15 protein-coding genes are annotated in these 16143 nt (G+C 60.5%); 8 read left to right on the top strand and 7 right to left on the bottom strand.

The window, feature by feature from the left end:
- Positions 1-16 precede the first annotated feature (16 nt).
- The 6 genes from fabG (at position 17) to gmk (ending at position 5543) form a co-directional block, all read left to right on the top strand.
- Positions 17-754, top strand: coding sequence for a 3-oxoacyl-[acyl-carrier-protein] reductase (fabG, locus tag J5278_RS13200; protein WP_209183332.1), 738 nt, complete (start codon positions 17-19; stop codon positions 752-754).
- Positions 755-1044: 290 nt separating this feature from the next.
- Positions 1045-1281, top strand: coding sequence for an acyl carrier protein (locus tag J5278_RS13195; RefSeq protein WP_027675866.1), 237 nt, complete (start codon positions 1045-1047; stop codon positions 1279-1281).
- Between the two features lie 111 nt (positions 1282-1392).
- The gene (gene fabF / locus J5278_RS13190) at positions 1393-2655 is read left to right on the top strand and encodes a beta-ketoacyl-ACP synthase II (protein WP_209183333.1); all 1263 of its coding nucleotides are present in this window, start codon (positions 1393-1395) and stop codon (positions 2653-2655) included.
- 106 nt (positions 2656-2761) lie between these two features.
- Positions 2762-3964, top strand: a complete 1203-nt coding sequence (mltG, locus tag J5278_RS13185; RefSeq protein ID WP_247749061.1) for an endolytic transglycosylase MltG — start codon at positions 2762-2764, stop codon at positions 3962-3964.
- A gap of 25 nt (positions 3965-3989) precedes the next feature.
- The gene (locus J5278_RS13180; protein WP_209183335.1) at positions 3990-4877 is read left to right on the top strand and encodes a YicC/YloC family endoribonuclease; all 888 of its coding nucleotides are present in this window, start codon (positions 3990-3992) and stop codon (positions 4875-4877) included.
- Between the two features lie 3 nt (positions 4878-4880).
- Positions 4881-5543 carry a guanylate kinase gene (gmk, locus tag J5278_RS13175; RefSeq protein ID WP_111220453.1) on the top strand — a complete coding sequence of 221 codons (663 nt, stop codon included), beginning with the start codon at positions 4881-4883 and terminating at the stop codon, positions 5541-5543.
- Here the strand turns inward: gmk and rsmA are convergent.
- The 6 genes from rsmA to J5278_RS13145 all read right to left on the bottom strand — a co-directional run bounded on the left by rsmA (position 5540) and on the right by J5278_RS13145 (position 13202).
- Positions 5540-6367, bottom strand: coding sequence for a 16S rRNA (adenine(1518)-N(6)/adenine(1519)-N(6))-dimethyltransferase RsmA (gene rsmA, locus J5278_RS13170; RefSeq protein ID WP_209183336.1), 828 nt, complete (start codon positions 6365-6367; stop codon positions 5540-5542). The genes gmk and rsmA overlap by 4 nt on opposite strands.
- Positions 6367-7392, bottom strand: a complete 1026-nt coding sequence (gene pdxA, locus J5278_RS13165; RefSeq protein ID WP_209183337.1) for a 4-hydroxythreonine-4-phosphate dehydrogenase PdxA — start codon at positions 7390-7392, stop codon at positions 6367-6369. Before pdxA ends, rsmA begins: the two co-directional genes overlap by 1 nt.
- Before the next feature lie 9 nt (positions 7393-7401).
- A complete protein-coding gene (locus J5278_RS13160; protein WP_209183338.1) occupies positions 7402-8379 on the bottom strand; it encodes a peptidylprolyl isomerase in 978 nt (325 codons plus the stop codon).
- 211 nt (positions 8380-8590) lie between these two features.
- A complete protein-coding gene (locus tag J5278_RS13155; RefSeq protein ID WP_209183339.1) occupies positions 8591-10942 on the bottom strand; it encodes an LPS-assembly protein LptD in 2352 nt (783 codons plus the stop codon).
- A complete protein-coding gene (gene lptG, locus J5278_RS13150; RefSeq protein WP_143122967.1) occupies positions 10942-12027 on the bottom strand; it encodes an LPS export ABC transporter permease LptG in 1086 nt (361 codons plus the stop codon). Before lptG ends, J5278_RS13155 begins: the two co-directional genes overlap by 1 nt.
- Positions 12024-13202 carry an LptF/LptG family permease gene (locus tag J5278_RS13145; protein ID WP_209183340.1) on the bottom strand — a complete coding sequence of 393 codons (1179 nt, stop codon included), beginning with the start codon at positions 13200-13202 and terminating at the stop codon, positions 12024-12026. The genes lptG and J5278_RS13145 overlap by 4 nt, the downstream gene beginning before the upstream one ends.
- Before the next feature lie 368 nt (positions 13203-13570).
- Between J5278_RS13145 and J5278_RS13140 the strand changes: the two genes are divergently transcribed.
- Positions 13571-15061 carry a leucyl aminopeptidase gene (locus J5278_RS13140; protein WP_209183341.1) on the top strand — a complete coding sequence of 497 codons (1491 nt, stop codon included), beginning with the start codon at positions 13571-13573 and terminating at the stop codon, positions 15059-15061.
- A gap of 22 nt (positions 15062-15083) precedes the next feature.
- Positions 15084-15533, top strand: a complete 450-nt coding sequence (locus J5278_RS13135) for a DNA polymerase III subunit chi (protein ID WP_209183342.1) — start codon at positions 15084-15086, stop codon at positions 15531-15533.
- Between the two features lie 30 nt (positions 15534-15563).
- Here J5278_RS13135 and J5278_RS13130 read toward each other — a convergent pair whose 3' ends face one another.
- On the bottom strand, positions 15564-16106 hold the full coding sequence (locus tag J5278_RS13130) for a GrpB family protein (RefSeq protein ID WP_209183343.1): 543 nt from the start codon (positions 16104-16106) through the stop codon (positions 15564-15566).
- Between the last annotated feature and the right edge of the window lie 37 nt (positions 16107-16143).

Genomic DNA, 16143 nt, shown 5'->3' with positions numbered 1-16143 from the left:
GAATGAGGAAACTCACATGTTTGACCTGACTGGCCGCAAGGCCCTGATTACCGGCGCCACCGGCGGTATCGGCGAGGAAATCGCCCGCACGCTGCACGCCCAGGGTGCCATCGTCGGCCTGCACGGGACTCGTGTCGAAAAGCTCGAGGCACTGGCAGCCGAACTCGGCGATCGCGTCAAGATCTTCCCGGCCAACCTTTCCGACCGCGCCGAAGTCAAGGCGCTCGCCGCCAAGGCCGAGGCAGAACTCGAAGGCGTCGATATTCTCGTCAACAATGCCGGCATTACAAAGGACGGCCTGTTCGTGCGCATGAGCGACGAAGACTGGGATAATGTCATCGAGATCAACCTGACCTCGACATTCCGACTGACTCGCGAACTCACGCATCCGATGATGCGCCGCCGCTACGGCCGCATCATCAACATCACGTCGATCGTCGGTACGACCGGCAATCCGGGCCAGGCGAACTACTGCGCCTCAAAGGCCGGCATGATCGGCATGACAAAGTCGCTGGCCCAGGAAATCGCCACGCGCAACGTCACCGTCAACTGCGTCTCGCCGGGCTTCATCGCCAGCGCCATGACCGACAAGCTGAACGACAAGCAGAAGGACGGCATCATGGGCGCCATCCCGATGAAGCGCATGGGCACCGGTGCCGAGATCGCTGCGGCCGTCGCCTATCTCGCATCCAGCGAAGCTGCCTACGTGACGGGGCAGACGCTGCACGTCAACGGCGGCATGGCCATGATCTGAAATGGAAATTGCGGTTGGGGAGAGAATTTGTCCCCAACAGCTTGTCGGGCGGGCCCGTGGGGTTGATTTTCAGGCTTTGCGACAGAGATAAAGCATGTTAATCGGGCCATGACTGTGAACAGTCGTCCCGAATACGCAGATTCTACATGCCGTTATTGCGCGGTTTTGTGGTATCTCAAGCCGGGTTGAACGGGTTTGCCAACGGTGCTCCGATTGAGTGCTGCAGGTTGAAAACAGGGTAGGGGTGCCAGACGGCATTCTGATCAGGAAATAAGGTCGAGGAAACCGACATGAGCGATATCGCAGAACGCGTTAAGAAAATTGTTGTTGATCATCTTGGCGTCGACGCCGACAAGGTTGTTGAAGGCGCCAGCTTCATCGACGACCTGGGTGCGGACTCGCTCGACACTGTCGAACTGGTCATGGCATTCGAAGAAGAATTCGGCGTTGAAATCCCGGACGATGCTGCCGATTCCATTCTGACGGTTGGTGACGCTGTAAAGTTCATCGAAAAGGCCCAGGCTTAACAGCTTGGCAATATCAAAGGGCGGGCTCATGGAGTCCGCCCTTTTTCGTCCGGTCATGCCGGACTTTCCATATATTATGCATGGCATGCGCGAAGACAGGGGCTGAGGGCGATGAGACGTGTCGTTATCACGGGTACCGGCATGGTATCTCCTTTGGGGTGTGGCACGGAGGTGTCCTGGACACGCTTGCTCGCCGGCCATAACGGCGCCCGTCTGATCACCGAATTCGAAGTTTCCGACCTGCCTGCCAAGATTGCCTGCCGGGTTCCCGTCGGCGATGGTAGCGACGGCACGTTCAATGCCGACGACTGGATGGAGCCTAAGGAACAGCGCAAGGTCGATCCCTTCATCATCTACGGCATGGCCGCCGCCGAAATGGCGCTGAACGATGCCGGCTGGCACCCGAAGACCGACGAGGACCAGATCGCCACCGGCGTGATGATCGGCTCCGGCATCGGTGGTCTTGAGGGTATCGTCGAGGCCGGCTACACGTTGCGTGACAAGGGGCCACGGCGTATCTCACCGTTTTTCATTCCCGGCCGTCTGATCAACCTCGTGTCCGGTCAGGTGTCTATCCGCCACAAGCTGCGCGGCCCCAACCACGCCGTCGTCACAGCCTGTTCCACCGGGGCCCATGCCATCGGCGACGCCGCCCGTTTCATCGCCTTTGGCGATGCCGACGTGATGGTTGCCGGCGGTGCCGAGGCTCCTGTATGCCGCATTGCAATGGCTGGATTTGCCGCCTGCAAGGCGTTGTCGACCCAGCACAACGACGATCCACAGAAGGCTTCGCGCCCTTACGACAACGACCGTGACGGCTTTGTCATGGGCGAGGGTGCCGGCATCGTCGTGCTCGAGGAACTCGAACACGCCAAGGCGCGCGGCGCCAAGATCTATGCGGAAGTGGTCGGCTACGGCCTGTCCGGCGACGCCTACCACATCACCGCACCTTCCGAAAACGGCGAGGGCGCTTTCCGCTGCATGACATCTGCCCTGAAGCGTGCGGGCGTCACGGCAGCCGATGTCGACTACATCAACGCCCACGGCACATCGACCATGGCCGATACGATCGAGCTTGGCGCCGTCGAGCGACTGGTCGGCGCCTCCGCTTCTAAGATCTCGATGTCGTCCACCAAGTCGGCGACCGGACATCTTCTCGGAGCGGCCGGTGCAATCGAGGCGATTTTCTCGGCGCTGGCGATCCGCGACAATATCGTGCCGCCGACGCTGAACCTCGACAATCCGGAGCGGCCGACCGCGATCGATCTGGTACCGCACACCGCGCGCAAGCGCGATGTCAACATTGCGCTGTCGAACTCCTTCGGATTTGGCGGAACCAACGCGTCGCTCGTTCTGCGCCGCTATGAGGCATAGAGGCAGGTAACGGCTGATTTTTCGCGCGCGACGTGTGCGCGGAAGATCCTGAACCTGTTTTTGCCGCATTGCTTGGTCAAGAGCGGACAAAGACAAGAAGAAGGGACTGCCGGTGAACGACACGAACCAGAACGGGGATACGCCGGCGGGGCAGAAGGGACCGATCATTCCTAAATCGCCAAACGAGGCATTGCGTCCCGAACGCGTGCCGGAGCCACCGAAGCGGTCCCGCAAGGCCCGCAGCCAGATGGTCATATTCCTGAACTTCCTGATGACGCTAGTCGTATTCGTCATCGCGCTGGGCGTTATCGGCTTCTACTATGTCGTCTCGACCTACCAGTCTCCCGGACCGCTGACCACCAATGCCAACTTCATCGTCCGTAACGGAGCGGGTCCATCCGAAATCGCTTCTCGGCTGGAGGCCAGCAACATCATTTCTGATGCGCGGATATTCAAATATCTGGCGGCCCGTCAACTCCGCGACGGCGATACGCTGAAGGCCGGCGAATACGAGATCAAGGCCGGCGCGTCCATGAAGGACATCATGGAGTTGATGGAGTCCGGCAAGTCCATTCTCTATTCCGTCACGCTGCCGGAGGGCCTGACAACTCGCCAGATCTTCAACAAGCTTCAGGCCGATCCCATACTCGAGGGCGAACTGCCGTCTGCCCTGCCGCCGGAGGGAAGTCTCGAGCCGAACACCTACAAGTTTTCTCGCGGCGCGAAGCGTGCCGAGATTGTCGACCAGATGGCTGCGGCCCAGAAGAAGCTGGTCGACCAGATCTGGGAAAAGCGTGACGCCAACCTGCCATTCGCCAGCAAGCAGGAACTCGTCATACTGGCGTCGATCGTCGAAAAGGAAACCGGCCTTGCCGACGAGCGTGCACATGTAGCGTCGGTATTCATCAACCGCCTCGCCAAGAACATGCGCCTTCAGTCTGATCCAACCGTGATCTACGGTCTGTTTGGCGGGGACGGCAAGCCGACAGACCGGCCGATCTACCAATCGGACCTGAAGAAGGAAACGCCGTACAACACTTACATCATCAAGGGTTTGCCGCCGACGCCGATTGCCAATCCCGGACGCGATGCACTCGAAGCCACGGCCAACCCCTGGAAGTCGCAGGATCTCTACTTTGTAGCCGACGGCAGTGGCGGGCATGTCTTTTCCGCGACGCTGGAAGAGCATAACGCCAACGTCAAGCGCTGGCGCAAGATCCTGGCCGACAAGGGCGTAAACAGCACCGATATCGTTGTCGATGGCCAACCTGAAGAAAATGGTACTGTGACGCCGGCAAAGAAGAAGTAACCCGAAGCAAAGCACGGAGACGCTGATGGCACTGCAGTCCATGACAGGATTTGCCCGGCGTGAAGGCACCAGCGGTCGCTACCGCTGGGCCTGGGAACTGCGCTCGGTCAACGGCAAGGGGCTCGACTTGCGCCTGCGCCTGCCGCCCGGCTTAGAGCGTCTGGAACTCGACATCCGGCGCCTTGTTCCGCTGCAGTTTTCCCGTGGCAACATTCAGGCAAGCCTGTCGATCTCGGCCGACGAGAACCGCTTCGAGGCGGTCGTCAACCAGGCAGCGCTCGCCACCGTACTTGCCATGCGCGATCAGCTGGCCGGCATCATCGATCCCGCGCCGCTGAAGCTCGATACGCTGATGGCGATCCGCGGCATCATAGAGTTTCGCGAGACCCCCGAGGGTGACGATGCAGTCGCCAGCCGCGACGCCGATATCATGGCGGGGCTCGAGGGTGCGCTTTACGACCTCAAGGCCATGCGGGAACAGGAAGGGCAGGCGCTGGCCCGAGTCCTGCTAGATCAAGTGGCCACCATCGAGACGCTGACGGATACCATAGAGCGCGATCCCTCGCGGTCGCCGGCTGAAATCGCCACGAGGCTTGCAGCCCAGGTCGCCTTGTTGATGGATGCAGCCTCCGGGCTGGATCGCGACAGGCTTCACGCAGAAGCGGCGCTCATCGCCACAAGAGCGGATTTGCGCGAGGAGATCGACCGGCTGAAGGCCCATGTTGCCGCTTCTCGCGAATTGATGAGGAAAGGTGGCCCGATAGGGCGCAAGCTCGATTTTCTTGCACAGGAATTTAACCGCGAATCGAATACCGTCTGTTCGAAATCGAATGCCGCAGCCGTTACCAACGCCGGCATCGAATTGAAGGTGGTCATCGACCAGTTTCGCGAACAAGTTCAGAATTTGGAGTGAACGATGAATACGGCGACCTCGCCATCGTTGCCAATCGCCCGACGCGGTCTGATGCTGGTCATCTCCTCGCCATCGGGCGCCGGCAAATCGACGATTGCCCGCACGCTGCTGGCAGACGACAAGCAACTCAGCCTTTCCGTCAGCGTCACCACGCGCCAGCGTCGCCCGAGTGAAATCGCCGATGTCCACTATCACTTCGTCTCGCAGCGCGAGTTCGAGCGGATGCGGGATTCCGATGCACTTCTGGAATGGGCAGAGGTTCACGGCAATTTCTACGGCACGCCGCGCGAGCCTGTCGAGACTGCCATGGCCGAGGGCCGCGACATGCTGTTCGATATTGACTGGCAGGGCGCCCAGCAGTTGCAAGACAAGATGGCGGCAGACGTCGTCTCGGTCTTCATCCTGCCGCCAACCATGACGGAACTTCAGTCCCGCCTGCATCGCCGTGCCGAAGACTCGGAGGCGGTGATTGCGACGCGGCTGCAGAATTCCCGCGCCGAAATCGAGCACTGGCGCGAGTACGATTACGTTCTGGTCAACGAGGATCTGAACACAGCCTTCGATTCGGTGCAGTCGATCGTCAAGGCCGAGCGTCTGCGCCGCGACCGTCGCCACGGTATGTTCGATTTCATTCGGGGCTTGCTGGAAGAAGTGCCGAAACTTTAGAGGCAGTTCGCCAGCCGGCAGAACTCTTCCACGGACAACGTTTCAGCCCGCCTTGTCGGGTCGATGTCGGCGCGCGCCAGCAGCGCTTCCCCACCGAGCGATTTGACACTCTGGCGCAGCATCTTGCGGCGCTGGCCAAAAGCCGCCTCGGTAACACGCTCGAGCTTTGCGACGGAGCAGGGGATCGGGTTTTCGCGCGGTGTCAGGTGGATCACCGACGAGGTGACCTTGGGTGGCGGCGTGAAAGCCTGCGGCGAGATATCGAAAGCAGCATAGGCCTCCGTGCGCCAGCCACAGATCACGCCCAGTCGTCCGTAATGATTGTCGCCCTCGGCAGCGACGATCCGCTGGCCGACTTCCTTCTGGAACATCAGTGTCAGCGATTGCCAGAACGGGGGCCAAACGGCTGGCAGCAGCCAGTTCAGCAGCAACTGTGTGCCAACATTGTAGGGGAGGTTGGCGATGACGCGCACGGGGCCATCTGTCGCCAGCGCGGCAAAGTCGATCTTCAGCGCATCGCCTTCGATCACCTCCAGCCGGCCGGGATAATGGGCAGCAATCTCGGCTAGCGCCGGCAGGCAGCGCGGGTCGCGCTCGATGGCTATGACCTTCTTGGCACCGAGCGCTAAGATTGCCCGCGTCAGTCCCCCGGGACCGGGCCCGACCTCTATGACGGTAATGCCCTCGAGGTTACCGGCCGTCCGCGCCACGCGCTGCGTCAGGTTGAGGTCGAGAATGAAATTCTGTCCCAGCGCCTTGCGTGCATCCAGCCCAAACCGCTCGATGACGTCGCGAAGGGGAGGCAGCCCGTCGAGAGCGGCCATCAGGCAGATATCCTGTCGACACGGGCAAGGTCGGCAGCAAGCTTCAGGGCCGCCACGAGACTGTCCGCCTTGGCAATGCCCTTGCCGGCAATGCCGAAGGCGGTGCCGTGGTCCGGCGATGTGCGAACGAAGGGAAGGCCGAGCGTCACGTTGACGGAGTCGTCGAATCCGAGCGCCTTGGCCGGGATCAACGCCTGGTCATGATACATGCAGATAGCCACATCGTAGCGATGGCGTGCGTCGTCGTGGAACATTGTGTCGGCCGGCAGCGGCCCGAAGGCGTCGATACCCTCGGCGCGCAGCACCTCGATGGCGGGGTGGATGATGTCCTTGTCCTCGCTGCCGAGCGTCCCGTCCTCGCCGGCGTGAGGATTGAGGCCGGCCACCGCGAGCCGGGGGCGGGGAATGCCGAAACGGGCCTTGAGATCCGCGTGCGTGATCCGGCAGGTTTCGATGATGATGTCTGCTGTCAGCGCTGTCGGCACATCTTTCAGGGGAATGTGGATGGTCACAGGTATGGCCCGCAATTTCGGGCCGGCCAGCATCATCACGGGCATGAAGCGCTTGCCGCTGTGGCGGCCTGCAAGGTCCGCAAGAAATTCCGTATGACCGGGAAAGCCGAAGCCAGCCTCGTATAGCACGGACTTGGCAATCGGGTTGGTCACGACAGCCGCAGCCTCTCCGGCCATTGTCAGCTGTACGGCAGTCTCGATCGCAGCGATGGTGCCGCGCGCGGTCGAAACATGCGGCACGCCAGCAGCCACGTCCACACCCGAAGCCACCGGCAGAACCGGCAGCGCGGTGGCGAAGATCGAGAAGGCAGTCGCAGCATCGCATTCGCGAAGGGGAATGTCCCGTCCCAGCAACCGGGCGCGCACTGCAAGGGCAGCCGGGTCGCCGATGAACAGGAACGGCGCCAGCCCCAGCTCCGTGCGGCGCATCCACGCATCAAGCGTTATGTCGAGGCCTATGCCGGCAGGGTCGCCCTGGGTAAGCGCCAGTGGCCGGGTGTGGAGCGCTGTCATCCGCAGAGATCAGCGGTAGATGATCTGCGCCTTGGAGCGCAGTTCATCCACGTATTTCTTCTCGTTGCCGGTGGCCTCGCCCTGGGCGTTCTTGCCAAGATCTTCCTGGCGGAAGACGGCGGCGGCGGCGACATCGTCGCTGACCTGACGCTTGGAGCAAATGGCCAGATACTCGACGCCACGGTCCGTGACGATGGAGGACGTTGTGTTGCCGGTCGCGCCCTCGACCAGCGGCTTCCACTGGGTTGGCAGTTCCGGCGCAAGAACGCGGCCGAGGTCGCGCACCGAGACGTCATGCATCGTGGCGGCAAACACCTTGGCCTGCTCGCATCCCGGGAATTTCGCGCGCGAGGCATCCGCCTCCGCCTTGCGCTTGGCTTCCATCGTTCCCTTTTTAGCGGCGGGCACCACGAAGATGACCTGCTTGAGGAAATATTCCGTGGTCGACGTGTTGTTCTTGTTCTGCGTCATGCGAGTGATGAGCTCGTCGGGCGAGAGCTTGCCGCTGGCGCCGAAACGGGCATTGAGCACGCGCGGCCAGCTCATCTGGATGGCGATATAGGCTTTGAAATGCGCGGGCGTGACGCCGGTCTTTGTGAGGACCTCGTTCAGCTGTTCCGTCTTCATCTTGTTGCTTGCGGCAAAGCGGGCATAGGAAGCATCGACATCCGTGGTAGACACCGACATGCGAACGCGCTGGATTTCCTGGCGCTTCAGCAGTTCCGTGACCAGCTGCTCCTTGGCGAGCTTGGGCAAGTCGCCCGTCTGGTGCTGCAGGCGCATGAAGTTGATACGCTTGGCGATGTCGCCGCTGGTGATGACTTCATTATTGACGAGGACCTTGACCTCGCTGGTGCCCGATGCGACGGCCGGAGGAGCGCCCCGCTGTTGTGGCGCAGCCTGGCCCGAGATCGGCAGGGATGTGGCAATGGCCAAGGCGACAGCGCCGGTTAAAATGGCGCGTACCGGGTTCTGTCCAGCAAACATCGACTATCCCTCTCAAAGGTCCAAGCGGTTGGCCGCTCCTGTCCCGGACGTATCCGGACGGGCCAACATTTCCTGCCGACCATCTACAGCAAGGCTATGGAATTGCACAATCCTTGCGGCGAAACAATGACACGGATTTTGCACGGAATGGGATCTTTGGGCGGCGATATCACGGTGACCGGATGGAAATCCGGTCACCGTGCGCTTGCTGCTAGAAGGTGGTGTCCGACGCGCTGCCGACATTGATGTCGCCGAGGGTGCGGAAGGTGATCTTCGCACCGATAGACCAGTCGCTGGCAGTCTGGTCCACGCTGTCGCTTTTCGACAGGTAGGAGATGCTGAAGATCGTGCATTCGTCGCTGTAGGACAGTCCGACGCCGCGACGGGTCACATCGTTGTTGTTCAGGTCGTAGCTGACTGTCCCGAAGATCGCCCAGTAGTCCTTGAAGTTGATCTGGGCGCGTGTCTGGATTTCGTCGTTGTCGGAGGTGAAGCCGTATTCGGGCTGCGCCTTGATATGCGTGTAGGTTACCGAGGTCTGGAAGTCGGCATTCGCATACCCCAGCGTCGAGTCACCACGCTTGAACGACATGTCCTTGTGATCGAGGCGGTAGGAGCCCGTCAGCGACAAGCCCTGCGGTGTCGATAGAGACGCCATGGCGACATAGTCGGAAACACTGTCTTCGAGGCCAGACTCGGCGCCGGCGTTTACAAGATCCGCCGTGTCGAAAGAGTTCTGTCCTGCCAGCTGGTAGGACTGGCCGACAATGCTCGTCAGCTTGTAACCGCTGTCGAAGCTGCCGGTGTAGCGGATACCGAGATTGGCGCGCGTGCCGCCTTCGATCCGGTCAAAGCCCGAGAATTTGTCGCGATTGAAGAGGTTGCTGGCGTCGAAGACGAAGCTCTGCGCGTCTTCATTCGGCAACCGGCCTGCCAGCGTTTCGTTCGGACGAACGTAAAGCTGTGCAATCGGCTCGAACACGTGTGTGCTGTTCGCCGTCGAGACCATGATCGGATATTTCGCTTCGATCCCGGCCGTCAGCATGCCCTGTGCGGCCGTGCTGCTGTCGTCGTAGTTGCCGGAATAGCTGTAGTTGGTGCCGATCGAATTCGGCGAGTCCATGCCGAGGCCGTACGCATCGCCGCGTGCTGCCATCAACGGGGTGAGGAGGAGGCCACCCTGCGTCGCGAAAGTCCGCTGCCATTGCAATTCGGTCGTCAGGCGGCTGGTGTCGCCCTTCAGTCCCTCAAACCGATCCTTGGTCGTCAGGTCGCTGAGGTCGCGCGCAGCTACTTCCTGGCGTGAGATGTTGGTGAAGTTCATCGTCGCCGAAAGTTCACCGCCGTAGACAGGCTTGGGATCGACATAGTGGTAATCGATGACAGGGGCAGCGATCGCCTGCTGCTTCTCGCTGTCGCTGTTTTCGGTGGCGTCCTGCACGTCGTAATAGAAGCCGCGCATGTCGAAATAGTTGCGCTTGCCGAGGCCCGTCAAATAGACCTCGTTGGTGTGGGTGCTCTGGTTGAGACCCTCGATGCCGTAGGTACGGGCAAAGTTGTTGTCCGTCTGCGCCATCACATCCCAGCCGAACGTCCAGCGTGGATTGATCTGGAAGTCGCCCTTGGAGGCGATCAGCGCACGGGTCTTGGATTCCGCGTCGCTCGTGCCTGCAGTGAAGGCATCGGGCTTGTTCTGGTCGATGCCGGCAGCCCGGATGGTATAGGTGCCGTTTTCAAGCCGCTGGCGGAATTCGCCTTCGAGCAGGAAGCCCTGCGTGGTGTACCCCGTCGCACTGACGGTGGCGTCCATGCTCGGCGATATGACGTAGTAATAGGGAACCTTGGCGCCGAAACCGAGGTTTTGCGAGACGCTGAAGGTCGGGAACAGGAAGCCAGACTTGCGCTTGACCGTGTTGTCCGGAACTTCGATCCAGGGAATGTAGGCAATCGGCAGGCCGAACAGTTCGAACCGGGCGTGCTCCAGGCGAACCGTGTGCGTCACGCCATTCTGCACGACGCGCTGCGCCTTCACCTGCCACAGCGGTGCCTTGCCGAGCTTGGTGCAGGCGAGGCAGGCCGTGTAAATGCCTTTGGTCAGGATCATCTGCGTACCGCCAACCCGCTCGGCCTTTTCGGAGGCAAGGCGGGTGTTGTCCGGCATTTCGATGCGCAGCGAATCGACGAAGCCATCCGAGAAACTGTCGGTAACGTCCATCTTGTCGCCGTACATGCGATTGCCGTCGGGCGTGATGAGCTCGACATTGCCGAGCGCCATCATCCGGCCGGTCTTCTGGTTGTAGACGACCTGCTGGGCGACCATCTTGTAGCCGCCATAGTTAATCTGCACCGCGCCGTTAGCGGTGACGACCTGTGTGTCCTTGTTATAGATCAGCTCGTTCGAGGACAGCACCAGCTTCGAATCAGCCGGTACATTGACCTTCGCGGTTTTCATTGGCGAGCCGTCCTGGCCGAATACGGCAGGCGACGTCGCGACGTAGGCACTCAGTGCTGCCAAGACGACAGCCGAGAGCTTTCTGATCTGTTTGCGGTTAGTGACCGCCACTAGCCATCCTCCTGATGAAGCAGGATCGTTGCGCCCAAAGCCAAGGCGACGACCACGGGTATCCATGTCGCCACGAAGGGAGGCACAACGCCACTACTTCCGAATGCCTTTACAAGCACGTTGACGACATAAAGCACGAAGCCTGCGAGTATTCCACCCAGAATCACGGAACGTGACTGGTTGAAACGGCTGAATTTTAGAGACACGGTTGCGGCAATGAGAGTCATTGCCACCATGAGGAAGGGTTGTGAAAGCAGGGAGTTAAACTGCGTCTCCAACGCCTTGGTAGATATACCAAAGCTTCGTGCGATCTCAATTCGATTAGAAAGATCATAAAAAGCAATGGTTTCAGGCTGCGCCAGCCGTTGGGACACGAAATCCTGTTTCAAATTCGTACGGACGCGCACCGTAGCCTTGTGCGCAGGGATCTCCCCCGGAGCACGCTCCACAACGCCGGTAAGAAGCCAGTAACCATCTTCCAACTTAGCCGAGTTTGCGTCCTGCCGAAGCACCACGTCGCCCTGTGGATTGAAGTGGATGAAAACGGCGTTCATCAGCGTCATGCCGTTGTCGACAACGGTTTTCGCGCCAATGATGACATCGTCGTCGCGGGCGATCTGGCGCAGCCACGGCACGGAGAGCCGGTTGTGATAGGAGGGGTCGCCGCGCAGGTCCGCCTCGAGCGCATCCGCCTGTCGCTGGCCGGCCGCCGCTATCGGGTTGAGCACCAGCATTGTCAGCAGCCCGACGATAAACGCGCCGAAAATGAACGGCGCCATGAATTGCCAGACGGAAATGCCGGCGGCGCGGGCAATCACCAGTTCGTAGCGACGATTGAGCGCGATCAGCGTCGTCATGCCGACGAACAGCACGAGAAACGGCATCGTCTGCTGCAGGATGAGCGGCAGGCGAACGGCAGTCATCAGCAGCCCGATGGCGACGGTGTAGCCGGGAAGGCCGGACAGCCGGCCGGCATTTTCGCTGAAATCGGCGAGGAAGACGATGGCCGTCACACCGACGAAGAACCAGCCGGTGGTGATGGCATAACGGAGGAAGAAATAGCGGTTCAGGGTGCCGAAAATCATGCGTTGCCTCCGCTCGATTTCCCACCGGATGCCGGCATTTTCGCCTGCGCCCGCAGCCACCATCCGCTGATGCGATTGCGCAAGGTCGTTGGCATGGTCCGCTTCTTCGTGCGTGACAGCAGGAAGATGCAGATCAGGATCGAACCGATGTTGATTGCATAGAGAACGCCGATGAAATAGGGCGCGGCTTCGATCTGGTTGGCGGCATAGAAATCCGCCCAGCGCAGGCCGAACGAGATGGTGAGCGCAGACACCATCGGATGCAGGCGTGCCTCACGATGGGACCGGGCATCGCCGGCAATGACGAGGGAGATCAGCGCAAAGATCGCCGGCAGCATCCAGTCCGTCAGGCGGCGGTGAAGCTCGGCGCGGTAGCCTGTCGGCTTCGCCTTGTAGTCGGCATCGTTTGGATCTGGATGCAGCAGGAATGGCAGGCTTCTGTCGCCGGAGCGAAGATTGGCCTGGCCACGGCTCTGGCTAAGATCCGAGAGGTCGAATGAATAGCTGTCGAACTTGATGACCGAGACGTTGCCGTCGACGGTTTTGCGGTGCACTTCGCCGTCATGCATCAGCAGCGACTTGCCGCTCGGATCGACGGCGCCTTCCTTGGCGTAATAGATAAGGTCGAAGGCCGGGTCGCGGGAATCGGCGACGAACAGGCCCTTGAGGATACGCCCCGACATCCGCTGAGAGATCTCGACATAGAGACCGTCTTCGATGCGGCGGAAGTTCTTTTCCTCGATGACCGTGGACAGAAGGTCGGCATAAGCTGCAGCGACCATGTCGCGCGCCGCGACACGCGCCTTTGGCTCAACCATATTGTCGACGGCAAAGGAGAAAATGCTGACTGCGACGGCCAGAAGCATGATCGGGCGGATGATCACGATCCGGTTGGCACCCGCAGCCTCCATCACCGTCAATTCCGAATCGGTGTTCATGGCAGTTAGCGTCTGCGTGATGCCGATCACCAGGGCGAAAGGCAGCACGACGGGAATGATCGTTGGCAGGATGAGGGTGGCAAGCGTCGCGAACGACCCCATCGACTGGCCGCTGTCCGTCACCAGATTGATGCGCTGCAACACCTGAGTCGTCCAGATGATGGCAAGAACCGGCAGCAGCGCCACCAGAAACATCAAACCGACACGCCGGGTAATATAGGATTCAAGTAGTTTCATGCCGGCCCTTGATGCGACGCGTCTCCGAAAGCCCTCAGGCCTCGCAGTTCCAATTCCTCTACGCTGTTTGTTATTTTTTTGCGACAAGCGGCACGCGAAAATTTCGTTAATTTCTCGAAATATTTCCATGGTGTGTCGTTTGTGATCGGAGGTGGGCGACAGCCGCTTTGCAGACCCGGCAACCATCCCCTTCGCGCTGCCGATTTCCCATGGATATAAAGTGTAGGGGTATGGGGCGTGCTACGACTGGTACGCGCAGTTTGCTGCGAACTAATGCAGGCTTTGTGGCCCTTAAGCTTGTATTCAATGGGGAAACCCTAAATGATCCCACATCAAAGACCCGGCATCGGGCACATCGTGGAGCTGACATGTCTGTGAAATTCGAAATCTCCTTTGCACCCTCGGCACGGCCGACGACGGGACTGGCTGTCCTCCTCCAGGGTATCGGCAGCGAACGACCGGCCGGCGCGGAGCACGTCGATCCTGCTAACACCGTTGCCAAGGCAACCCGCATCGCCGGCTATTCTGCAAAGTCGCTGAAGACCCTCGATATCGTCGCGCCGGAAGGGTCACCCGTCGAGAGGATCCTGGTGATAGGGACGGGCAAGCCGGCCGATACCACGCCGCATGACTGGTTGAAGCTCGGCGGCGTCGCTGCAGCGCGCATGAAGAAGGTCGAGACCGTGACGGTTTTCGTCGACAGCCCGGGTGCCGACGTCACCCCGCAGAATGCTGCCGATTTCGCGCTGGGCATGCTGATGCGCGCCTACAGCTTCGATACCTACAAGACCCGCAAGGGCGAAGACGACGAGAAGACCAGCAAGGCAATCAAGGTGACCATCGTCACTGCCAAGGCTGCGCAAGCCGATGTCCTGTTCGGCGATTCGGAAGCGATTGCGGCCGGCGTCAACCTCGCCCGGGACCTGGTCAACGAGCCGCCAAACGTCCTCGGTCCCGTCGAATTCGCCGCCAAGGCCATGGAGTTGGAAAAGCTCGGCGTTAGTGTCGAAATCCTCACCGAGCGCGACATGCGGACCCTCGGCATGGGCGCGCTGCTCGGCGTAGCCCAGGGGTCCGTCCGCCCGCCGCGTCTGGCGATCATGCAGTGGAACGGCGGCACGCCCGGCGAGGCACCGATCGCCTTCATCGGCAAGGGCGTCGTCTTCGATACCGGCGGCATTTCCATCAAGCCATCGGCCGGGATGGAGGACATGAAGGGCGACATGGGCGGCGCCGCTGCCGTTATCGGCCTGATGCACACGCTGGCGGCACGCGGCGCCAAGGCCAATGTCGTCGGCGTCCTCGGCCTGGTCGAGAACATGCCCGACGGCAACGCCCAGCGCCCCGGCGACATCGTCACGTCCATGTCCGGCCAGACGATCGAGATCATCAACACCGATGCCGAAGGCCGCCTCGTTCTCGGCGACGCCATCTGGTACACAAACGACCGGTTCAAGCCGCAATTCATGGTCAACCTGGCGACGCTCACCGGCGCCATCGTCGTCGCTCTCGGCAGCCAGCATGCAGGCCTGTTCTCCAACGACGACACGCTTGCCGAACGCCTGACGGCCGCCGGTCTTGCCACCAACGAGCGCCTGTGGCGGATGCCGCTCGGCAAGGATTACGACAAGCTGATCGACAGCAAGTTCGCTGACATGAAGAACAGCGGCGGCCGCCAGGCCGGATCGATCAGCGCCGCCCAGTTCATAAAGCGCTTCGTCAAGGATACGCCTTGGGCCCATCTCGATATCGCAGCCACCGCCCTCGGTTCGCCGCTCGACGAGATCAACCAGTCCTGGGGTTCCGGCTTTGGCGTCCGCCTGCTCGACGAACTCGTGCGTCAGCACTACGAGCAGTGATCGGTAGAAACGGGATCGCCCGATGACCGAGGTGCTGTTCTATCATCTGACGGAATCAAAGCTGGAGGACGCCCTGCCGCCATTGCTCGACAAAAGCGTCGAGCGTGGCTGGCGGGTGGCGGTGCAAGGTCGGGACCCGGCGCGGCGCGACCTGCTCGACAGCCATTTGTGGACATTCCGCGAGGACAGTTTCCTGCCTCACGGCACCGATGCCGGCGAGGCGCCGGAACACCAGCCGGTGCTGCTGACGCTGTCGCCGGACAATGTCAACGATGCCAAGGTCCGCTTCTTCGTCGACGGTGCCGAAGCTGAAGAGATCGACACCTACGACCGCGTCGTATTCATGTTCGACGGCTACGACCAGTCACAACTGGAAGGTGCCCGGGCCCAGTGGAAAAAGCTGAAAGCCGAGGGCCACAAGCTCACCTACTGGCAGCAAACCCAGGAAGGTCGCTGGGAAAAGAAGGCCTGACCTGAAGATTTAGGTAGTCGAGGCGAGGGGTCACCCGTTCCCGACTACCTTGTCGATGAAAGCTTTCTTCGCGTCCGTATAGGCGGCGCGGTCCCCGGAAAATTTGGCTGCAAGAGAAATCTTAAGATCTTCATACTCAGACGCCAGGACGGCATTGGTGCGGAGTTTGTCGCGAAACAGCAGGTTTCGCCTCCAATGAAAACCTTGATGTTCTACAATATGCACGAGATGGGTGCGCGTCTGCTGCTTGATACCACGTCCGAAAATATGGTCATCCGGAACGATATCTGCACCGGCATAATCGTAGCCAATGGATTCCATCGGCTTGATACACTCACTACCGTCTTCGAAACGACGGATGCCGACGATGATATCGATAACGGGCTTCGCTCTGATGCCCGGTATCGAAGTGCTTCCGAAGTGTTGGATATCGATCGCCCGTACGCCCAGGACGAGCCGTATGCTTTCGGCTTCCTCGGCGTAGGCCTTAGGCCATCGGTCGTCGGGTTCCGCGAGCACGACGAGCTTATGTTTGACGCCAAGACCGTAGGCTGATTCTTCATTCCGCTGCATTTTCGACCCCGGAATTAATGCGAACACTACCTCTTAT

It is taken from the genome of Rhizobium sp. B21/90 (assembly GCF_019355815.1).
Taxonomy (GTDB): Bacteria; Pseudomonadota; Alphaproteobacteria; order Rhizobiales; family Rhizobiaceae; genus Rhizobium; species Rhizobium rhododendri.
The sequence above is the reverse complement of the archived record's forward strand: the minus strand, read 5'-3'. Positions and strand labels throughout refer to the sequence as shown.